Origin of the sequence: Providencia sp. PROV040, from assembly GCF_032706145.1 — a bacterium.
Taxonomy (GTDB): Bacteria; Pseudomonadota; Gammaproteobacteria; order Enterobacterales; family Enterobacteriaceae; genus Providencia; species Providencia hangzhouensis.
The window spans coordinates 974263-994894 of the sequence record NZ_CP120530.1 but is presented as its reverse complement, the minus strand read 5'-3'; the positions used below and the strand labels follow the sequence as shown (position 1 = coordinate 994894).

Annotated in this window: 20 protein-coding genes; 11 read left to right on the top strand and 9 right to left on the bottom strand. The window is 36.1% G+C overall.

Annotated elements, in window-relative coordinates; translation table 11 throughout:
• Nucleotides 1–107: 107 nt before the first annotated feature.
• Nucleotides 108–626 carry a ClbS/DfsB family four-helix bundle protein gene (locus tag P3L40_RS04355; protein WP_136134813.1) on the top strand — a complete coding sequence of 173 codons (519 nt, stop codon included), beginning with the start codon at nucleotides 108–110 and terminating at the stop codon, nucleotides 624–626.
• A 409-nt stretch (nucleotides 627–1035) separates the two neighbouring features.
• On the opposite strand, the gene hypT is transcribed toward P3L40_RS04355, so the two are convergent.
• Nucleotides 1036–1944, bottom strand: a complete 909-nt coding sequence (gene hypT / locus P3L40_RS04350) for a hypochlorite stress DNA-binding transcriptional regulator HypT (RefSeq protein WP_004905229.1) — start codon at nucleotides 1942–1944, stop codon at nucleotides 1036–1038.
• Nucleotides 1945–2404: 460 nt separating this feature from the next.
• Here hypT and P3L40_RS04345 point away from each other — a divergent pair, with 460 nt between their 5' ends.
• From P3L40_RS04345 to P3L40_RS04320, 6 genes are all read left to right on the top strand, one after another.
• Nucleotides 2405–3133, top strand: coding sequence for an aspartate/glutamate racemase family protein (locus P3L40_RS04345; protein WP_110592361.1), 729 nt, complete (start codon nucleotides 2405–2407; stop codon nucleotides 3131–3133).
• 70 nt (nucleotides 3134–3203) lie between these two features.
• On the top strand, nucleotides 3204–4505 hold the full coding sequence (locus tag P3L40_RS04340) for an anaerobic C4-dicarboxylate transporter (RefSeq protein ID WP_136134812.1): 1302 nt from the start codon (nucleotides 3204–3206) through the stop codon (nucleotides 4503–4505).
• A 728-nt stretch (nucleotides 4506–5233) separates the two neighbouring features.
• Nucleotides 5234–6307 carry an erythritol/L-threitol dehydrogenase gene (locus P3L40_RS04335; RefSeq protein ID WP_004905239.1) on the top strand — a complete coding sequence of 358 codons (1074 nt, stop codon included), beginning with the start codon at nucleotides 5234–5236 and terminating at the stop codon, nucleotides 6305–6307.
• A 151-nt stretch (nucleotides 6308–6458) separates the two neighbouring features.
• Complete coding sequence (locus tag P3L40_RS04330; protein WP_370661211.1) at nucleotides 6459–7319, top strand: ABC transporter substrate-binding protein; 861 nt, start codon at nucleotides 6459–6461, stop codon at nucleotides 7317–7319.
• A gap of 156 nt (nucleotides 7320–7475) precedes the next feature.
• The gene (locus P3L40_RS04325) at nucleotides 7476–8960 is read left to right on the top strand and encodes a sugar ABC transporter ATP-binding protein (RefSeq protein WP_094963062.1); all 1485 of its coding nucleotides are present in this window, start codon (nucleotides 7476–7478) and stop codon (nucleotides 8958–8960) included.
• Between the two features lie 10 nt (nucleotides 8961–8970).
• On the top strand, nucleotides 8971–9942 hold the full coding sequence (locus P3L40_RS04320; RefSeq protein WP_004905244.1) for an ABC transporter permease: 972 nt from the start codon (nucleotides 8971–8973) through the stop codon (nucleotides 9940–9942).
• Between the two features lie 156 nt (nucleotides 9943–10098).
• Here the strand turns inward: P3L40_RS04320 and P3L40_RS04315 are convergent, their stop codons facing one another.
• The 7 genes from P3L40_RS04315 to P3L40_RS04285 all read right to left on the bottom strand — a co-directional run bounded on the left by P3L40_RS04315 (nucleotide 10099) and on the right by P3L40_RS04285 (nucleotide 16143).
• Nucleotides 10099–11106: a LacI family DNA-binding transcriptional regulator gene (locus P3L40_RS04315; protein WP_004905247.1), complete on the bottom strand. Its 1008-nt coding sequence runs from the start codon at nucleotides 11104–11106 to the stop codon at nucleotides 10099–10101.
• Nucleotides 11107–11328: 222 nt separating this feature from the next.
• Nucleotides 11329–12123, bottom strand: a complete 795-nt coding sequence (locus P3L40_RS04310) for a sulfite exporter TauE/SafE family protein (protein ID WP_004905249.1) — start codon at nucleotides 12121–12123, stop codon at nucleotides 11329–11331.
• A 42-nt stretch (nucleotides 12124–12165) separates the two neighbouring features.
• Nucleotides 12166–12513, bottom strand: coding sequence for a thioredoxin family protein (locus P3L40_RS04305; protein ID WP_096864752.1), 348 nt, complete (start codon nucleotides 12511–12513; stop codon nucleotides 12166–12168).
• Between the two features lie 391 nt (nucleotides 12514–12904).
• Complete coding sequence (locus P3L40_RS04300) at nucleotides 12905–13126, bottom strand: hypothetical protein (RefSeq protein WP_036958541.1); 222 nt, start codon at nucleotides 13124–13126, stop codon at nucleotides 12905–12907.
• A 523-nt stretch (nucleotides 13127–13649) separates the two neighbouring features.
• Nucleotides 13650–14315 (bottom strand): heme exporter protein CcmB, encoded by a 666-nt coding sequence (gene ccmB, locus P3L40_RS04295; RefSeq protein WP_004905254.1) that lies wholly within the window; start codon nucleotides 14313–14315, stop codon nucleotides 13650–13652.
• Nucleotides 14300–14932, bottom strand: coding sequence for a cytochrome c biogenesis heme-transporting ATPase CcmA (gene ccmA, locus P3L40_RS04290; protein WP_004914240.1), 633 nt, complete (start codon nucleotides 14930–14932; stop codon nucleotides 14300–14302). Before ccmA ends, ccmB begins: the two co-directional genes overlap by 16 nt.
• 32 nt (nucleotides 14933–14964) lie before the next feature.
• On the bottom strand, nucleotides 14965–16143 hold the full coding sequence (locus P3L40_RS04285; protein WP_096864750.1) for an ion channel: 1179 nt from the start codon (nucleotides 16141–16143) through the stop codon (nucleotides 14965–14967).
• Between the two features lie 360 nt (nucleotides 16144–16503).
• Here P3L40_RS04285 and cptA point away from each other — a divergent pair, with 360 nt between their 5' ends.
• A complete protein-coding gene (gene cptA, locus P3L40_RS04280; protein WP_036958542.1) occupies nucleotides 16504–18213 on the top strand; it encodes a phosphoethanolamine transferase CptA in 1710 nt (569 codons plus the stop codon).
• A gap of 49 nt (nucleotides 18214–18262) precedes the next feature.
• Here cptA and P3L40_RS04275 read toward each other — a convergent pair whose 3' ends face one another.
• Entirely contained in the window at nucleotides 18263–18949 is a 687-nt protein-coding gene (locus P3L40_RS04275; RefSeq protein ID WP_004905262.1) for a DUF421 domain-containing protein, read from the bottom strand.
• A 301-nt stretch (nucleotides 18950–19250) separates the two neighbouring features.
• Between P3L40_RS04275 and P3L40_RS04270 the strand changes: the two genes are divergently transcribed.
• The 3 genes from P3L40_RS04270 to P3L40_RS04260 all read left to right on the top strand — a co-directional run bounded on the left by P3L40_RS04270 (nucleotide 19251) and on the right by P3L40_RS04260 (nucleotide 20497).
• Nucleotides 19251–19574: a hypothetical protein gene (locus P3L40_RS04270; protein WP_036958543.1), complete on the top strand. Its 324-nt coding sequence runs from the start codon at nucleotides 19251–19253 to the stop codon at nucleotides 19572–19574.
• Between the two features lie 143 nt (nucleotides 19575–19717).
• Nucleotides 19718–20155 carry a GNAT family N-acetyltransferase gene (locus tag P3L40_RS04265; protein WP_136134810.1) on the top strand — a complete coding sequence of 146 codons (438 nt, stop codon included), beginning with the start codon at nucleotides 19718–19720 and terminating at the stop codon, nucleotides 20153–20155.
• Nucleotides 20156–20230: 75 nt separating this feature from the next.
• Nucleotides 20231–20497 carry a DksA/TraR family C4-type zinc finger protein gene (locus P3L40_RS04260; RefSeq protein ID WP_036958544.1) on the top strand — a complete coding sequence of 89 codons (267 nt, stop codon included), beginning with the start codon at nucleotides 20231–20233 and terminating at the stop codon, nucleotides 20495–20497.
• Nucleotides 20498–20632 lie beyond the last annotated feature (135 nt).

Here is a 20632-nt window from a genome sequence, read left to right as displayed (position 1 = left end):
AATGATTGGCTCTTCCTCTGTTGAGGTTGGTAATACATAATTGATTCATTTTCAAGCACCACACAGTGCTTTTATGGTGTATCTATTTTAATAAGAGAGAACTCCTTATGAGCGTACCCCAAACAAAAGCTGAACTACTTTTAGCTATTAATAAAAATTTCAGTAAATTAATTAGTTACCTTAATGCAATCCCGCCAGAAGTTATCTCAGATCACTCAATGGATGGGCATGCCAAAGAAACGGAAATGAGTGTTCGTGATCTTGTTTCGTATTTGCTCGGATGGAATTCTCTTGTTGTAAAATGGATCACCTCTGATGCCAAAGGTCTGCCAGTCGATTTTCCAGACACTGGTTTTAAATGGAACCAGCTAGGTCTTCTTGCCCAAAAATTTTATTCAGATTACAGTGAGTTAAATTATAACTCGTTAGTAGCTGAACTTCAGACTGTAAAAAATGAAATTGTGAAGCTTATTGATGAGCGAACTGATGATGTTTTATATGGTAAACCATGGTACTCAAAATGGACAATGGGCCGGATGATCTCATTTAATACTTCTTCGCCTTATGCTAACGCTAATGGGAGATTAAGAATGTGGGCAAAAAATAATAATATCAATTTAAAATAAGCGTCAGCATCAAATTATATGGACGAAAATTCGCTCTATCCCCATGTCTTTTTCAGATGAAAAACCAAAAACTAGGAAAAATTAAAGTTCGTATGCTATTTACTCATGAAAAAGGTGTACCTTTACTTATTGAGTATCTAAAAAGTCATAAGGACTTAATTGAGAATCTCACTATCAGAGATATCAAGAAAGAGCGCGTCGAGGTAAATTTAAAGCTATTAGTACGCCAAAAAATCACTTTACCTGAATTTTACTGTTCTTTAAAACAGTTGGAATATGTGCATTCTGTTTCTCTAGATCATTAATTTTCTCACTTTTAAGGTGTTATATTTCCGCTAAATAAAAGGCGAATTACTTAAATAACCTGCTTATATTCGCAGGTTATTTACTTATAAATTACCTTTCCTCACTATAAATTCCGTAAATCCTCTGGAATATTTTTTTTCAAAATACGCCAAAAATCCTCTGCAGTTTTATTTAGTCGTGTATCCATGCGGTAAATATACGCTTGGATAGGTATCGTTAATTCAGGTGTATCCAAACAAACGAGTTTTTTTTCTTTCAATTCATTCACTACAGAATAAATGGGTAACCATGCTATACCATGGCCATCCAAAGCCATATTTTTTAGTAACTCACTCATTGATGACATAAAAAGTGTTTTTGAATTGATCGCACCAAACTCACTTAACCGACGATTAACTAATCTTCCCATATATGAAGCACTGGTATAATTCAGCAGCGGCACTTGAGGTTGATAGATGTCAAATAGCGGCTTACCCTGCTCATCCGCTGCACAAATTGGGTATAATTCAGATTCAAATACATTCAATGAGGAAAATGGTGATTGCATTAAATCTTCATCATAAAATGAGATAATAAAATCACTTTTCCCTTCTCTCAATGTGTTCACAACTTGTACGACATCAATAGCCTCAACATGGTAAACAAATTCTCCACCGTAACCAGACAGCCCGTGAACTAATTTTGGGAGCAATGTTAACGACAACGAATGAGCAGCAGCAATTTTAATATTCGGTAGGCTCAATACATTATGGCCGGATAATTCATTTAAGTTACATTCCAGTTGTTGTAATAAACTACGCGCTTGAGAATGAAAAATTTTGCCCTCTTCAGACAACTGTAAAGGGGACGTCGTTCTATCAAATAATTCAACGCCAATAGCTTCCTCTAAAGCTTTAATACGACGGCTAAATGCGGGCTGAGAAATACTTCGCTGTTCTGCTGCATGAGAAAAATGTCGGCACGATTCTAGTGTTAAAAAATCATATAGCCATTTTGTTTCTATATTTTTCATCTTATTAAGCCTTAAATTGACTTGCTGTTAAAATATAAAAAATCAAAAGTATTTTTATTGATATTTTAAGTTAATGACTGGTTAAATAATCAAACTAAATTTGTAGTGGCGTTATTTGTATTATGCATAGCCCTACCATTTAAAACATTAACAAAAATCAAAAATTAATTTCATTTGATTTTTTTAATCCATAGAGCCCAGTCTATTCAGGCTTTCAGAGCCATTTATAAAAATGCTTTTATTTTGAATAAAAGCTCTTAATGCATATCTTGCATCAAACCATACTTACTTGCATTTCTCATTTTAGATAAACATTGATAAATATTAACCACAGGCTAGGCAGTTATAAATAAGTTAATAACCATTTTAACATTAAAGTATATGTTAAATAAATCAATAAAGATAAGTGCTTATTGTTTTTTATTTTATAAAAAGACTAATGAAATGCAGGGGTATTAAAATGAAAGGCTTAATTGGTGTATTAGGTGGTATGGGGCCTGCCGCTACTGTCGATTTATTTAATAAATTCGTAAATTATACCGTGGTAAATAGAGACCAAGAGCATATTCCTTTAATTATATCATCTATTCCTGATATACCAGACCGAACGGACGCACTATTAAACCATGGTGAATCTCCTCTACCTTTAATGACTGACTATTTGAGAAAGCTAGAAAATGCAGGTGCCGAATGCATTGTTATACCTTGTAATACCGCACATTTTTGGTTTAGTGAACTGAAAGAGGTTTGCCACGTCGATATGCTAAGTATCGTTGAAACGACAATGAAAGAGGTACTAGCAACTAAGAAAAAAAATATCGGATTACTTGCAACAAATGCCACCATGTATATGGGGTTATACCAAAAAAATATAGAGAGAAATTATTTAAATTGCATTACTCCTGATAAAAAAAGCCAAGAAAATGTAATGGAAAGCATTTATTTATTAAAGTCAGGAAATAAAAAGATGGCTGAGTCCATTATGAAAAAACAAGCTGAGATATTATTTTCTCGAGGAGCTGAAGTTATTGTTCTTGGCTGTACTGAAGTCCCCGTCATTCTTGCAAATGAAATAAATAATTATCCAGATAAATATATCGACTCAACCAGCTCATTAGTCAGAGCAAGTATTCACTGGTATGAAAACAGAGTCGGAAAACAAAATTTAATGATAAATAAAAATATTTAACTTATATCAATTATCAAAAATTAATTTTTCAATATTACTAATGACAATATATTGTCTATTGGAGACGATTATGGTTTGGCTAGAAATCATTGTTGTATTAGGTGCAATATTCTTTGGCATTCGCATGGGCGGAATAGGTATAGGACTCTGTGGTGGATTAGGATTAGCTGTATTAACCATCGGGTTTGGTTTACCCATTGGATCACCACCTGTTGATGTTATTTTAATTATTATGACGGTCGTGGTAGCAGCTTCTGCATTACAAGCTGCTGGTGGGATGGATTATCTAGTACGCCTAGCCAGTAAATTTATGCGTAAAAATCCTAAGTATTTGAATATAATAGCACCAATCACCACTTGGATGATGACTATCATGGCTGGTACAGGTTTCATTGTGTTTTCTATGCTGCCTGTGATAGCGGAAATTGCGAAAGATTCGGGTATTCGACCATCAAGAACATTAGCAGGCTCAGTGGTTGCCTCACAAATTGCTATTTCTGGCTCTCCAATCAGTGCAGCAATGGCGGCGATGTTGACAATTATGGAAGGTAACGGCATCACTTTTATCGTTGTCATGTCAGTATGTTTACCCGCCTCTTTTGTTGCTGCTATGGTTGCCGCCTTTATTGCATCGCGTCAAGGCTGCGAGCTTGAAAACGATGAGGTCTATTTAGAACGTTTACAAAAAGGCTTAGTGCATAAGTACGAAGAGAAAAAAGGCGAGAGCACAACGAGAGAAAAATTCTCTGTTGTTCTATTCATTATTGCCACTATTGCTATCGTGATCCTCGCTGCATTCCCACAATTACGTCCTGGTTTTGATATCGGTAAGCCGATGGGAACACGAGATATCATCATCATTTGTATGCTAAGTGCAGCATGTTTGATGGTAGTTTTCTGTAAAACATCACCGGATTCCATTGTACTAGCACCAACATTCCGCTCAGGAATGAGTTCTCTTGCGGTGATCCTCGGAATCGTGACATTAGGCACTACTTTTGTTGATGCCCATATGGACCAAATTAAGGCCATCGCAGGAGATGTGTTATCTGCATATCCTATTTTATTGGCTTTAGTTCTGTTCTTAACCTGTGCCTTGCTATATTCACAAGGTGCCACAACACCGTTAATTATTCCATTAGCCATTGCCTTAGATGTTCCGACATGGGCAATATTAGCCTCTTTTGTCGCCGTCACCGGGGTATTTGTCTTACCCACTTACCCAACATCATTAGCAGCCATTGAATTCGACTCTACAGGGTCTACTCGGGTTGGAAAATATATTTTAAATCACCCCTTCATGCTACCAGGGCTAGGTGGAATTATTGCAGGTGTCGCCTTCGGTTTTATCATTGCACCAATGATTGTCTAACACTAGGGTGTGAGGTCTCCCTCCTTTAGAATATAACGAAATGATTTTATTGACAAAATGAAGTTAAACTTTGGCTCTATTTAGCTTTATACTTTGCTTAATTGGCAAAATACAATTACAAGGTATAAAGCTATTTTTTAATACCTATAGGTATGTCTGCAAAGAAAATATTATGGCAGCGTATGAAAATGACTCATTACTCTATTTAATTTTTTAAATTAAATTTTATAAATTAAAAATAATGTCCTATTGACCACTCGATATCTCTTTATTAAATGTAGTTAAAATTTGTTTTCATTCAAAAGTGTGAGCTGAAATGTTTTTGCATGAAATATCCACTTCTGAAAATAGTTAAAATAATTATACTCGGCTTCATATTCATTTCTAAAAAAACAAAATAAGGAATGAATTAAGATTTTTATTATGATTTTCATCATGTTACAAAGTCAGTTTCGGCAGTCTCATTTCCCAATGAAAGTACTCAGCTAAATGACTAAAATTAGGGCTTAAATCACAAATTTTAGTTTTTAAGATACTTACTTTCAAAAATGACGACGTCGTCATATTAAAAAGAATTTATTTTATCTATAACATTAAACAACCATTTTTCTTACATACATATCAATATTGATAGTTAAGCGTTAAAAAACTAAAGCAAATGCGTTATAAAAAAACGCTTAATGTTGACGTCAACATTAGGGTTAACAACTAGAAAGAGGTCTTAGAACATGAGTAACCTACCTGAAAAAATGAAAGCAGTTGTTTGTCATGGCCCACATGATTATCGCTTTGAAAATATTAAAAGACCAACGCCAGGATTTAGAGAAGTTGTCATCAAAGTTGATGGGTGCGGGATCTGTGCTGGCGACTGTAAAGCCAACGATGGTGCTCAAATGTTTTGGGGAGATGACCCATGGATCAAAGCCCCAGTAGTTCCTGGCCATGAGTTTTATGGCCGCGTTGCAGAGCTCGGTGAAGGCTCCGCTGAAAAATTCAAACTGAAAATCGGCGACCGCATCTTAGCAGAACAGATAGTCCCTTGCTGGGAGTGCCGTTTCTGTAAGTCTGGCAAATACTGGATGTGTGAAACCCATGATATTTACGGTTTCCAAAAAGAAGTTGCCGACGGTGGTATGGCTGAATATATGCGTTTTTCAGAACGCGCCATTATTCATAAAATCCCTGATGAACTATCTGATAAAGATGCCGCATTAATTGAGCCAATGGCTTGTGCTATCCACACTGTACGCCGTGGTGATATTGATTTAAATGACGTCGTCGTCATTGCAGGTGCAGGCCCACTAGGGCTGTGCATGATCCAAGTCGCAAAATTAAAAACGCCGAAAAAACTGGTTGTCATTGATGCGATTGATGAGCGCCTTGAATTAGCAAAAAAATTTGGTGCAGATGTCGTTATCAATCCACTGAAAGAAGATGCGATTAAATTAGTCAAAGATATGACTGAAGGCTATGGCTGTGACGTTTATATTGAAGCAACGGGTGCACCAATCGGTGTTACTCAAGGGCTAGAAATGATCCGCAAACTTGGCCGTTTCGTGGAATTCAGCGTGTTTGGTAAAGAAACAACAGTTGACTGGTCAATCATTGGTGACCGCAAAGAACTCGATATCCGCGGTGCTCACTTAGGGCCATATAGTTATGAAGTCGCTATTGACCTATTTAGCCGTGGCTTAGTTAGTGCTGATGATATCGTTACTCACTTCTATTCCATCGATGATTGGGAAGAAGCCTTTGTCATGGCGAAATCGGCAGACTCAATTAAAGTCGTCATCAAGCCATAAACATGTTTTAACTGGCAGTAATAATTGATAATTCAAATAAACACTAAATAAGTAAAAACCCTACATATAATTAAACGCTCTTTTAGGAGAACATCTTATGCTGAGTAAATTTAAAAAGTTAGCTGTCGCTGCAAGTGTACTGACTTTAGGTATGGCATTTAACGCTACCGCTAAGCCAGTTTCAGTGGGCATGTCATTTCAAGAATTAAACAATGAATATTTTGTCACCATGAAGGAAGCCTTAGAGAGCGCAACGGGTGATATGGGCGCACAACTATACATTTCTGATGCGGCTCATGATGTATCAAAACAAACCAGTGATATCGAAGATATGTTACAGAAAAAAATCGATATTCTGTTAATAAATCCGGCAGATAGCGTTGGTGCGGAAACGGCTGTACTGGCAGCGAAAAAAGCCGGAGTTGTAGTCATCGCCATTGATGCTCAAGCAAATGGCCCAATTGACTCTTTTGTTGGTTCTAAAAACTATGATGCTGGCTTAATGGCAGGTAAACGTTTAGGTGAAGCATTAGGCGGCAAAGGCGAAGTGGCAATTTTAGATGGTATTCCTGTTGTGCCAATTCTTGAGCGTGTTCGTGGTTTTGAAGCAGCGATGAAAGAATATCCAAATATCAAAATCGTAACTAAATTGAACGGTAAACAAGAACGTGATACTGCAATGAACGTTACAGAAAATATGTTGCAAGCAAATCCAACACTCAATGGGATTTTCAGTGTTAACGATGTCGGCTCTTTAGGTGCGTTAGCAGCGATTGAGTCCTCTGGTCGTGATGTCAAATTAGTAAGTGTTGACGGTTCTCCTGAAGCGGTTGCTGAAATTGCCAAAGGTAACTCTCCATTTATTGCTACTTCAGCGCAATTCCCTCGTGACCAAGTTCGTATTGGTTTAGCTATGGGCTTAGCAAAATACTGGGGCGCTAATGTCCCTAAAGAAGTCCCAATTGATGTTAAATTGATCGACAAAACCAATGCTAAAGATTTTCACTGGTAATAGTTAGTTATCAATAACCAATGTATTGCACCTGTATTTCTGATGTTCGGTGCAATACATTTTCATAAATATTAATTATTAAATGCATATTGGAATAAAAATTCCAAATGGCTTTGTTACCCATTTTTAAGCAGTTGAGAAATATAGGGAAGCAATATGATGCAATTATTAGCATTAAAAGATGTCAGTAAAACTTTCCCTGGGGTTAAGGCGTTAGATAATATTAATCTCTCCCTAGAAAAAGGGGAGGTTCACGCATTATTAGGTGAAAACGGCGCAGGTAAATCAACGCTAATGAAAGTGTTATGTGGAATACATAAACCTGATAGCGGACAAATTCTGATTGAAGGCAAAGAACACACCTTTCATAACTACAGAGATGCCATTAAAGCTGGCGTAGGTATTATTTTCCAAGAATTTTCTCTTATTCCTTATTTAAACGCTTTTGAAAATATATTTTTAAATCGAGAGTTAAAAAATAAGTTTGGTTTATTAGATAGAAAATTAATGCGAAAAAAATCGCAGGAAATCCTAGCTGAGCTGGGTGTAAACATCAATATTGATGAACCTATTAGCCATTTAAGTATCGCAGAGCAACAGTTTGTTGAAATCGCAAAGGCTCTGTCTTTGGATGCTAAAATTTTAGTGTTAGATGAGCCAACTGCGACATTAACCCCCAATGAAGCAAACCATTTATTCGATGTAATGCGTGATTTAAAAGCTAAAGGGGTTGGAATGTTTTTTATTTCCCACCATCTAGAAGAAATTTATGAAATCTGTGACACCATCAGTGTACTACGTGACGGACAATATATAGGGTCGCGTAAGGTCGATGAAACAGATTTAGACGTTATTATCGAAATGATGGTTGGTCGTGAAGTTGAGAATATTTATCCTCATAAACGCCAATTCAACGAGCAAGAAGTCATCTTAGATGCAGAAGTTCAGCGTTTCTCATATAGCCCAACTAACCACCTTCAATTAAAGAGAGGTGAAATTTTAGGGCTTGCGGGGTTGGTGGGATCGGGTCGCACAGAAACTATTCTTGCCATGATCGGTGCTGATAAAGCATATAAGAAGAAAGTTATTTTAGAAGGCAAAGAAGTTAAAGTTAAATCGGCTGCGGCTGCATTGCAATTAGGTATCGGTTTATTACCAGAAAGCCGAAAAACTCAAGGCCTTGTATTGCCCTTTTCCGTTAAAGAAAATATATGGTTAAACAATCATGCTCAAAAATTATTTTTAATTCAAAATAAAAAAGAACTCACTTTATCTATTGATTTAATTTCCCAAGTAAAAGTTAAAACACCAGAACCTCACACCGCGGTTTCTACTTTAAGTGGTGGAAATCAGCAAAAGGTTGTTATTGCTCGCTGGCTAAATAAACAAGCCAAAATTCTTATTTTCGACGAACCCACCCGAGGTATTGATGTTGGGGCAAAATCAGAAATTTATCAGTTAATGCGCTCTCTAACTGAAAAAGGAATTTCCATTATTATGATTTCATCGGAGCTACCAGAAGTTATTGGTGTCAGTGATAGAGTTTTGGTTTTTCGAGATGGTGAAATTGCTGCTGAGTTAACTGGAGACGAAATAAACTCAACTCAGATCATGGTACATGCGGCCGGCAATATTATATAGGATAACGACTATGTCTAATCAAAGTGCAATTCCATTAACTAAAAATAAATTTAGTTTTTCTAAGCTAACAAAAATACCTGCATTTTTACCACTTGTTGGTTTAATTCTTTTATTTGTCTGCATGTCCATTTTTAATGAACATTTTTTAACTGTAAATAACCTTTCGACCATTGCTCGTCAGGTTTCTATTAATGCCATCATCGCTATTGGTATGACATTTGCTATCTTAACAGGTGGAATTGACTTGTCCGTTGGTGCTGTTATGGCGCTTTCTGGAACCTTGATGGCTGGCTTAATGAAATATTATGGAATGGACCCTTACGCCGCAATTGCTCTGGGCTTATTATCCGGTGTTGCTTTTGGCTTCATTAATGGAATTTTAGCCGCTTATGGTAAAATGCCACCAATCATTGTCACTTTAGGCGCCATGATTATTGCTAAAGGGCTAGCCTTAATTTATACCGGTGGCTACCCAGTGTCAGGATTACCTCAAGAATTTGCTTTTTGGGGACGCGAAGAATTAATGGGAATTCAAGTTCCTATTTTATTAATGCTTGGCCTTTATCTTATTTTCTATGTTGTACTAAATCATGTCTCTTTTGGCCGTTATATTTACGCCATTGGCGGTAATGAAGAAGCTGCACGCCTGAGTGGTATCCGCGTTGAACGTTATAAAATGTTAGTTTACGTCATTAGCGGTTTTACTGCTGCATTCGCTGGGTTAATATTTACCTCTCGAGTAATGAGTGGGCAACCCAATGCAGGGGTAGGATTTGAGTTAGATGCTATTGCTGCGGTCGTACTCGGCGGCGCTTCAATTGCAGGAGGCCGTGGTATGATCATTGGCACACTGATTGGCGCAATGATCTTAGGCGTACTTAATAATGGTTTAAATTTATTAGGTATTTCACCTTATGTTCAATATATTGTAAAAGGTTTAATTATTTGGGGCGCTACCTTAATTAGCTCAATGAAACGCTAAATTAATAATACCTCATCGCCATTAAGATAGGCAGGTATCATTACCTGCCTATCTATAATTGCCATACTTCAAGTTGCATGGGTGTTGACTGTGTTCATATATGACTCGAATTCTTTAGAGTATATAAATCATAACGGATTTTCTTTCTAACTCTTATTAATAAACAACAAGTTTCCCATCAACAAATATTTGTTTTGTTTTATGATCTTTATGTGAATCTCGCTCTATTTCAGAAAACAATAACTCAGTTGTTAATTCACCAAGATATACTGAATCGTGGTGTACACCAGAAATAGATAAATGGTAAGTATCTGCATAGGGTGGTAAATCTACAGAAAAATAACGGCAAGAAAGGCCTAGCTCTAAAATAATTTTATACATCCCTGCCGTGATAATTCCATTCAACCCAACAATATACATATTTGGTGTATAAAGCTCTTGAACTTTTTTTCTTAGATAATCTTCATCATTCTTATTAAACATATAACTGCTGTATAAGACATTAATATTTTTTCTATTTGGAAAATTTTCATATATACCCGCTAAACGAGACAAACTAATTTCAGATCCTTCTGGCCCTGAAACAATCAGTGTGTTTTCACTATTCTGCTGGTTAAGAAATTTTCCTGTTAAAGCGCCAATTTCAAAGTTTTTCAAAAACAGCCCTGAATACTTATTTTGATAACCATAAATTGAACGGTCAACAAAAACTAAAGGCACATTATGTTGATCAATTAATGATAAGTAACTTGGTTGATAGTCTTTATCATCACGAACTGGCGATAGTAGGATCCCACTCGCTTTGTAGCTGACTAATGTTTCGATTGCTGTTTTTTCTGCTTTTTCATCACTATCTGAATCAAAAATCATGACTTGATAGCCTTTTTCTTTCGCTAAGCGTGAGACAGTTTGAATCAGTACGATATAAAATGGGTTAAATGTGCTATCAGTAACCACACCTATTATGCGGCTATTTTTGTTTTTCAGATTACGTGCAAAAAGATTTGGCACATAATTGAGCTCTTGTGCTATCGCTAATATTTTATCTCGAGTTTCCTTCTTTACCATCTCAGGATGATTAAATGCTCTAGAGACTGTAATATCAGTTACATTAGCACGTTTAGCTATATCAATTATCGTTGTTGAGCTATCTTGTTTTGTCATAATTATACTAGTCAACCTTTAATGATTACCCAGAAGAGTATATTAGCAATCCATTTCACTATTATCAGGGTAGAAAAATGCGATGGTTCATTATACCTTTTTGAGCTTGAAGATAAATCAAATTTACTTTTTTAAAGAAGAATAAATGATTGAACATTCAAAATAGTGACACACTGCATGAATTATAAAAATTTATTTAATAAGTGATATTTAAAACCTATTTCAAATGACATTAAATTCAATCAATACTGATGAAATCAACCCTAAGGCAACAAAGATAACAGCACTTGAAAATAGTATTTGAATGGCTTTATTAGAAATATAATGCATTATTAATCGACCAATTAATAAGCCAACAACACATGAAGCAATGAAAACGATGCTAATTTCTTTAGGATATTGAAACCCATTCCAGACATTAATAAAAATACTAATACTACCAATACAGAAGATAACCATTAATGATGTTGCGATAATACTCTTCATATTCAAATTAGTGAATTTTCGCAATGCAGGAACAATAATAAAACCACCACCGACACCTAACATGCCAGTAAGTAATCCTGTAATGACACCAATTCCCCCAAAGATTAACGCTGTTTTAGTGTTCCAAATAAATTTCCCAGTTTCTGTATTAATTAAACAATGTGCATCATTTTGCTCATCACCCCGATTGAAAAATATACGTCCCCCGACATAAAGCATAACAAGGCTAAAAATAAGCGTTAACCAAACTGGAGGAACAATATGGGCAAGGTAAATACCATACTTAGCAGAAGGAATACTCAATAGCGCTATCCAAATAGCTGCTTTATAGCGAATATTCTTTTTTATAAGCCCTTGAATAACACTAATAAAAGCCGCTATTGTAATAGCTAAAAGCCCTACAGGTGCTGCTAATGCTACACTCCAATTTTGGCTTGCCATTAAAGCAGGAACAGCAAGAATTCCACCTCCCGCTCCCGTTAAACCTAGTAGACAGCCTATCAATAGCCCTTCTAATATCAGTATTAACATTATGAATGTCTTATCATTATTATTAAATATATTCGCTGAATATTAACGCTTACCGAGCGTTTTCTCCAATACCATTAATGCCCTATTAAATGGTACTTCTCCTGCAATAATATCGATTAACCGAGTATCTTGGAAAACCGCAATTGTCGGCACTGATTTTATACCATATCGAGGAGCTAAAGTGGGCGATTGAGCAATATCAACAATACCAAAATCGATGTTATTTTCTTGAAAACACTCAGAAAGCTTAGTAAAAATAGGATACATATTTTTACACGGTAAACACCAAGAAGCCGAAAAATAAACAACTACAGTTTGTTGCTCATCTTGCTCTAGAGGGTAAAGTGTACTCGAGAAATTATCACTATCTAATGATAAAATATTCGACATTATATGCTACCTTTTGTGATTTTTTCCTAAACTAACATATTGGAACAACACACTAGATAATAAGTCACCTTTTGTCCATTAATTATTTAGTATTATTTGGCATTTGATTACTTTCATTTAAGAACAATAAACCAATTTAACATTTTATCACAATAAAGCATAAAAATATGATTCATAATAAATAGTAAAAACAAACTCGCTATATTAACTTTAAAAAATCATACGATATATAAACCACTTTTAGCTTTTTATTATACATTGGATTTTTATTCCTGAATATTATCAGCATTGATGAGCCTAGATTATTTAATATAATTTAAAGATGTTTATCATTAAATAATAAACTATTTTTTTACTCTTATTCTTTATTAGCTTTTCAATTTTAACCCATTTAGATGGGTATCCGTTTCTGTTCTTTTTCTTTATCAAAAATCATATTCAGCTTCTCATGGGCATTGTCTGTATATCGACTTAAATCAGTAACATCTTGTTTCTGATTTGCCTTATCGCAAATAACAATCTCACCTTCCGATACCGCTGTATGAGTGGTGTTGCTGGCTTTGCCTGCATTGATGCCAGTTTGTTTATCCACCGATTGGTAATCGCTGTGCATCTCGGTTTTGCTGGCATTGAGACTCAGTGAACCTCCGCCCGCTTGGCTACCATAAGGAGACAAAAGGTAAGCAAAATCGATCTATAGCTAAAATTACGTTTTAAAATCATTAGAATTATTAATTGTATTGGTTTGAGATAAAGTAATATACGAAACATCACACACCTTAAGTCAAATTACAATCACACTCATTTAAGCTTTTTTATAACTCATCTAACTTCATATATTATGATTATGATTATAATCATAATTTAACATAAAAATATTTTTTTGTAATAAACAATATAAAACGGTAGCAATTTAAATAAATTATTTGAGTTCAATGCGATTTTTTATAAAACTTACCTTTATTTGTATCAAAAACACAAATAAAGCCCATTAACTAGTTGAATAAAATGAAATCTTAAGAAAAAACACCCGTTAAATGTATAAGTAATTATTATATTTCAATTCTGAATCGACAATAGATAACAAGGCAAAAATTAATTTGCTCTTGTTATCTATTTTGACGAGAGAAAAATAATTAGCTATTGCTAATATTAAGCTTCAACGCAGCGGCGATAGCGAGAGGAGAAAAAGTAATACTGGCGGCAAATAACGCGGCAAGAATGGCAAAATAGCCATCGAGAGGCATTTTAAAGCTGTGGGCTTCCATCGTACCTGTTGCATAAATCAGCACAGGAATATACAGCGGTAAAACAAGCAAGCTCACCAAGACACCGCCTTTTTTTAAGGAAACGGTTAACGCTGCACCAATCGCCCCAATAAAACTCAATACAGGTGTGCCCAATAATAATGTCCCTGCTAATACAAATAGTGTGTCTGCGCTAAAAGACAACATTAATGCCGCAACAGGGGATAACAAGATCAAGGGCAGCCCTGTGACTAACCAGTGGGCAATCACTTTCGCAAATACAGTGATAAATAAAGGATGCGGTGCGAGTAACAGTTGCTCAAGGGAGCCATCAAGGTAGTCATCCTTAAATAAACGCTCTAGTGATAATAGTGAAGACAAAATGGCCGCAACCCAAAACACCCCAACCGCAATGCGCGCTAATAATTGAGGTTCAGGACCAATACTCAAGGGAAATAGTGTGATAACAATTAAGAAAAACCATAGCGGATTAACGAGCTCAGAAAAACCTCGAAACGCAATTTTAAGCTCTCTTTTAATTAATAACCAAAACATGATTCAACCCCACCCGTCAGTTTTAGTGAACCAAATTGCCCTGACATCGCTTGGTGGGAGGTAAACAAAATAATCCCCCCTTGCTCTGCATGCTGATGAAAACGTTCTGTTAAACGAGCGACCCCCGCCACGTCAATTGCGGTAAAAGGCTCATCAAGTATCCACAGAGGGGCTTCGCTTAGCCATAACCTCGCTAAATTAACACGCCGTTGTTGCCCAGCAGAAAGTTGGCTAACAGGAATATCTTCATAACCGATCAACGAAACTTCTTCTAAAGCAGACCAAATACGCTCACCTTCATGCCCTTTATGGTGCATTTGGTAATAAAATTTGAGGTTTTCATAAGGTGTTAATAACGATTTAACCGCTGGTTTGTGGCCTAAATAAAGTAAATGACGAGTAAATTCTTCTTTTAGTTTATCAATCGATTGATTATTCCAACAGACCGCCCCTTCATCAGGTTTTAATAACCCAGCCATCATTCGTAGCAAGGTCGTTTTTCCTGCTCCATTTGGCCCTTCAACTTGCAAGATTTCACTAGGTTGCACTATAAAATCAAGTTGATGGAATAACACCCTATTTTGCCGATGGCAACTCACTTGTTGAGCACTTAGCATGAAGCACAATTCCCGTTATTTTTATTTTAAGGTTAGCTTTTTGCAACTTTGTTCAACAGCATATCACTAATAGAGTCGCTCGATATTGCTTCACCGCAAAGCACTTGCATCAAAACCTCTGAACCTAGCGTAGATAATGAAAACAACATATCAGGTTTAAGTAAGCGAACTTTATCCATATTGCTCTCTTGGTTAATTAGCACCACGGTTTTTACCGAGCTACCTTCCCCTGCTTGCTCTTTCACTCCCAATAAAGCGAAAGTACTGAGCGAATCGCTATCTGTCATCACTAACACACACTTTGCATGTTTAACATTAGCAGCGGCGAGCAATTCGGAACTGGTTGGGTCACCGGTCACAATATTATCTTTTTCGGGATAATGACTGCGATGGTTTTCTTGGCAAATCACAGCCACCGGCAGCTCTCGTTTTTTCAGCCCTTGATAGACATTGACAGCCATTGGTGTGCTACCAATCACCACATAATGATTTTTCATATAAGAAAACCTCTTACGCACGATTTCTTTCGTACCTTTCGCTAACACCCCAACAATATAAACCACTGAAGTGGTAAAAATTGTAATTCCTAAAATAATCACCGTCACCGTGAATACACGCGCATCCACGGTAACCGGAACAATGTCACCAAACCCGACCGTTGTCATGCAGACTAAAGCAAAATAAAAGGCCGTTGTGCCGTCTTTAACCACTGGTGAAAATTCATCACCAATATATAAAGTACCAAAAATGGAATACAGCAATAATGCAATAATACAGGTTATTGCCACAAAGCCAGCACTGGTTAAGCTATGGTGATGATACAACTTCCAAAAAAGGCACAAAGCAACCAATAAAAAGAGGGAAAAATAACCTTGATGTATGTTTTCTTGTGTTAACCGCAGGTCAACAAATGAAATAATCCCAAGTAAAAATAAGGAGAACACCCAAGCAATACGGGCTCCGTTAACCATAAATAACGATAGGAAAATCAGTGAAATTCCCAATAAAAAACGAGGAATATCCAGTAACTTCATAAAGCCGAGTGATTTTAACCACTGTGTTAGCCCTGACTCGCGCCAATCAATGTAGTCGGTATAAGCACTTAATACAGGCTTTAAAATCATTGCGCCATCAATAATAATTAGCAATGAAAGCAACACCCTGATTGATAGAGGTGATTTTAAAAAAGCCACAAATGAATTATCTAACATGTATTGCTCTCACCCTTCATTGATGCATTCGTCAAATTTTCTTATATACCATAAATATATCAAAGGATAGTACCAATGGCGTAAAGACGATGACAAATGCTAATTGGACATTTTACTATTTTAACAATGGCTAGCAAAACATCGTCTATAATTGAATATCACGATAGCTGCCCAATTCCAAGCGGACAAAACAGCTTTTAAAAAACACTAGTAAACAAACGGTTATATGATTATTAAGGAAATATTATTTATAGATAATATATTTTGGAACTTAAACTACGTCTTTATATCTAAAAACCGATTTCTCAATTATTTTTCAATTCGATTTAACAATAATAGAAAACAAGAGTTTAAAAACCTATGAGTAACACTACACACTCGGAAAAATTTAGCTGGACCTCACTGTTCTGGTTACTAATCTACTTTTGGTATTTTTCATCACTATTACAACTGTATGTGCTCGTAACAGGACAAAGTAATTCTATTGGCCTAAGAGATTCACTACTCTATAGCTCTCTTTGGCTGGTTCCTGCCCTACTGTTCCCTAAAAAAGTTAAGTTAGTTGCGGGACTAATTGGTATTGTTTTATGGCTTTCTTCGGTAGTTGCCCTCGCCTACTTTGTGGTTTATGGGCATCAAATATCCCAAAGTGTCATGTTTGTGATGTTTGAAACCAATACTAATGAAGCAGGCGAATTCCTTAAACAATATTTTAGCTTCAAAGTCTTAGGTGTCATACTCGCCTATACTGTAGTCGCAATTTTCCTATGGACACGTCTAAAACCGGTAACACTGCCAAAGTCAGGGCGAATCGGTATTTCATTGTTAATTTTAGTTATTTTGTTCGGTATTCCTTATTATAACAAAGGCATTAAACAAGACCGACCAATGGCTAATGTCGCATCATATTTAAATAGTAAACTCGCCTACGCTGCCCCATGGCAGTTTGTGAGTGGTTACTTTTTATATAAAAACCAGCTAGCAAACATGGAGGAATTAATCCGCGACAACAGTAAAATTCCACCATTAGAAAACTTTGTCGATGCAAACGGTGATACACCCCGCACATTTGTATTAGTAATAGGTGAGTCCACCAGCCGCGATAGAATGAGCCTATATGGCTATTCACGCCCAACGACACCTGAGTTAGATGAACTTGCAAGGGATTATCCTGCTAATTTATCCGTATTCAATGATGTTGTGACGTCGCGACCTTATACTATTGAAGCACTACAACAAATTCTGACGTTTGCGACACAAACTGAGCCTGAACTATTCAATTCGCGCCCTTCTATGATGAACATGATGAAGCAAGCGGGCTTTAAAACGTTTTGGATCACTAACCAGCAGACGATGACTGAACGCAACACCTTATTAACGGCATTCTCTCGCCAAACAGATAAGCAATATTATTTGAATAATGATATGGCTCAAAGCTCACGTATCTATGATGACGTGGTTTTTGCACCATTCAAAGAAGCGCTTGCAGACCCAGCAGAAAAGAAATTTATCGTTGTCCATCTGTTAGGAACGCATATGCGCTATGAATTCCGCTACCCAGAAGATAAAGCCATTTTCAAAGATAAAGACAGCGTGGTTCCCGCTAACCTAAATGATGACGAAGTGAAAGATTATAATGCTTATGATAACGCACAACATTATAACGATTATGTTGTTTCAACATTAATCAAGGACTTTGATTCTTCAAAAGAAAATGGTTTTCTGGTGTTTTTCTCAGACCATGGTGAAGATGTTTATGATACCCCGCCTCATGAAATGTTAGGGCGTAGTGAAGGTAAGCCAAGTAAGGTCATTTATAATGTGCCTTTCCTAGTTTGGCAATCACCTGAGTGGCTATCAACTCATCAATTTGATTTGAATGATAAAACAACCCGACCATTCAGTAACATGGACTTTATCTACGCGTGGTCTGATTTAGCAGGTTTAAACTATACTGGGTTTGAGCCCGAAAAAAGCCTGTTTAATGAGGCATTTAAACCTCAACCTCGTTATATTGGTGACCCAGATAATAAATCCTCATTAATGCTTTATGATGATTTAAAACAATAATTAGGTCTCTGTCGGTGAAATGTTATCTGCATTTCACCGACCTATTCATTTAAGCTATAACTTTCAGATGCTGTGCTCCCTTGCGGTTTATTTTACCATCCCGCAAAATAAAAGTGACTTCACCACGCCAAAATTCAGCTAAGAAAATATCGTTTATTGATTCAATATCTTGTAATTCAATTTGCTGCATTAACCAAGCTTCATCTCTTTCGATAGATTCCAAACCATAGCTTCTAATAACCCCTTCTTTTATCAGGATCACTGATGGCATATTTTTTTCATCACAAATAATGGTTAGCTGCCCATCAGGTTCTATTTGTGCATAATAAATTTCTTGAAAGGAATGAATGCCTTGTGCATGAATTCGAGATGAAATATTGATGAGGTCTATCTTATTGGCTTTTTCTAAGATGTTTTCCATTATAAATTGGCCTTTTTTAATGATAGGTATGGGATTACCAATGGCCACATTACGAAAAAAATTAAATCTTTTTGTTAAAAAGTTCAAAAAGCTTATAAACAAAACACCAATAATTAAAATAGTCACATACTGGTACAATGGGATAGTATCACTGTAAATCACCCCACCAATAATACCTCCTAAAACAAAATTACCAATAAAATCAATAGGAGTCATTTGGGAAAGCTGCGTTTTTCCCGATAGATTCATATGAGTGATAACAATGGCAAAACCGATAATAAATTTTAAAATAATCAACGAATAATAGTACGCCATAATGCTATTCCTTTGTTATCTAAGCCATACATTTGTTTTCATTATTTATTTAATAATAAGTTCGAACAGTTTAGCTTGGTTTTCTATATTTTATAACTCTATAGCATGGAACAAGAGATGACTTTCCAAAAAAAAGCATTCACTTGAGTTTACAATCAAAAAAAATATAACGATTTCAGTTTTTTACCTAATTATTTTATAACTCACTTAATTTCAACTATAGTTAAATATACACATTGGCGATTATGCCAATATCGAGCTTCAATAACATTTTTACCAGCATCGTGCTAAGGATATGTTTATGAATATAAAACTCATCACTTCACTTCTTTTCGCGGGAATTGTTACAGTTATCGTAGGTTGTGATGACTCATCCAAACCAAGTGACACCGTTAAACAAGCTGAAGAAAAAGCCCAGCAATTAAAAGAAGATGGTGAACAAAAAGCTGATGAATTAACGAAAGATGCGCAAAATAAAGCTGAAGAGTTAAAACAAAATGCGTCAGAACTGAGCCAAGAAGTTAAAACGGATGCGATTAATAAAGCTGACGAAGTCGCAACCGATATGAAAGAAAAAACGGAATCGCTCAAAGCAGAAAATGACGCAGAAACCAATAAAAAATAATTTTCCGCTCAGTTCCCTTCAAGAATGTGGGCTTTAAATGCCTGCATTCTTATTTGGTGCAAAAAAACAACAAAACCCACCTAACTCTTTCGCCATTCCACGATATAATTATGTTTCTTATTCGCTAGCTACCAGGAAAACTAATGCAAATTAAACATAGCATGGGGTACACAAACCCAGAACTCCTTACTGATGCTTTCAACCTGCGCCAACAAGTTTTTACTCAAGAACAGGGGTTTCCCGCTGATATCGATGTCGATGAATATGATGAGTCCGCATTACATGTCGTTTTGTATTTAGATGGGCAGCCAGCTGCAGTATTACGTTGTGTACTACTTGAAGACAATCTCATCAAAGTTGGCCGTGTCGCAGTACAAAAATCACACCGAAGTAAAGGGCTAGGACGTGAATTAATGAAATTTGTAGAGCAATATGGCCGTTCTCATCATTACCATAAAATCGCTCTTTCAGCGCAATATACTGTCATTGATTTTTACCATACTCTGGGGTACCAAACTGAGGGAGAAATGTATGATGAAGAGGGAATGGACCACATTTATATGACATTATCTTTAGAGTAATAATTGCCCTTGAATTAAATTTTCTCGCCTCTATATTGGTATATAGGTCAATATTTAATCAAGCAGAGGTGAATGATGGCAAATGGTTGGGCAAATGAAGATGCTGTTCAAGAACAAATTGATGCCACTCTTGATGATGCGGTAGCGAAAGCTCGTCGCCAATTGCACTCAGGTGAAAGTGCCGAGTTTTGTGAAGAGTGTGGTGAGGCAATTCCTGAGGCTCGCCGTTTAGCATTACCCGGCGTTAAATTCTGTATCAACTGCCAAAATGAATTAGACAAAAAACAATCTACGTTTAGTGGCTATAATCGGCGTGGCAGTAAGGATAGCCAATTACGCTAATCACATTTCCACCTCCATTTATCTAAGGTTTTTACTTATCTAGTACTTACTTTCACTCATTTGCGTTAACTTATTGGTAAAACATGTAAATACTGCACTGTTAATTATTAATTTAATGATAATTAACATGATATT

Coding starts and splice junctions, on each gene's coding strand:
- cptA (WP_036958542.1), top strand. CDS start 16,504: ATGAGTAACACTACACACTCGGAAAAATTTAGCTGGACCTCACTGTTC.
- P3L40_RS04325 (WP_094963062.1), top strand. CDS start 7,476: ATGATGCAATTATTAGCATTAAAAGATGTCAGTAAAACTTTCCCTGGG.
- P3L40_RS04285 (WP_096864750.1), bottom strand. CDS start 16,143: ATGTTAGATAATTCATTTGTGGCTTTTTTAAAATCACCTCTATCAATC.
- P3L40_RS04275 (WP_004905262.1), bottom strand. CDS start 18,949: ATGGCGTACTATTATTCGTTGATTATTTTAAAATTTATTATCGGTTTT.
- P3L40_RS04270 (WP_036958543.1), top strand. CDS start 19,251: ATGAATATAAAACTCATCACTTCACTTCTTTTCGCGGGAATTGTTACA.
- hypT (WP_004905229.1), bottom strand. CDS start 1,944: ATGAAAAATATAGAAACAAAATGGCTATATGATTTTTTAACACTAGAA.
- P3L40_RS04335 (WP_004905239.1), top strand. CDS start 5,234: ATGAGTAACCTACCTGAAAAAATGAAAGCAGTTGTTTGTCATGGCCCA.
- P3L40_RS04330 (WP_370661211.1), top strand. CDS start 6,459: ATGGCATTTAACGCTACCGCTAAGCCAGTTTCAGTGGGCATGTCATTT.
- P3L40_RS04300 (WP_036958541.1), bottom strand. CDS start 13,126: ATGCACAGCGATTACCAATCGGTGGATAAACAAACTGGCATCAATGCA.
- P3L40_RS04310 (WP_004905249.1), bottom strand. CDS start 12,123: ATGTTAATACTGATATTAGAAGGGCTATTGATAGGCTGTCTACTAGGT.
- P3L40_RS04320 (WP_004905244.1), top strand. CDS start 8,971: ATGTCTAATCAAAGTGCAATTCCATTAACTAAAAATAAATTTAGTTTT.
- P3L40_RS04265 (WP_136134810.1), top strand. CDS start 19,718: ATGCAAATTAAACATAGCATGGGGTACACAAACCCAGAACTCCTTACT.
- P3L40_RS04260 (WP_036958544.1), top strand. CDS start 20,231: ATGGCAAATGGTTGGGCAAATGAAGATGCTGTTCAAGAACAAATTGAT.
- ccmA (WP_004914240.1), bottom strand. CDS start 14,932: ATGCTAAGTGCTCAACAAGTGAGTTGCCATCGGCAAAATAGGGTGTTA.
- ccmB (WP_004905254.1), bottom strand. CDS start 14,315: ATGTTTTGGTTATTAATTAAAAGAGAGCTTAAAATTGCGTTTCGAGGT.
- P3L40_RS04305 (WP_096864752.1), bottom strand. CDS start 12,513: ATGTCGAATATTTTATCATTAGATAGTGATAATTTCTCGAGTACACTT.
- P3L40_RS04315 (WP_004905247.1), bottom strand. CDS start 11,106: ATGACAAAACAAGATAGCTCAACAACGATAATTGATATAGCTAAACGT.
- P3L40_RS04355 (WP_136134813.1), top strand. CDS start 108: ATGAGCGTACCCCAAACAAAAGCTGAACTACTTTTAGCTATTAATAAA.
- P3L40_RS04340 (WP_136134812.1), top strand. CDS start 3,204: ATGGTTTGGCTAGAAATCATTGTTGTATTAGGTGCAATATTCTTTGGC.
- P3L40_RS04345 (WP_110592361.1), top strand. CDS start 2,405: ATGAAAGGCTTAATTGGTGTATTAGGTGGTATGGGGCCTGCCGCTACT.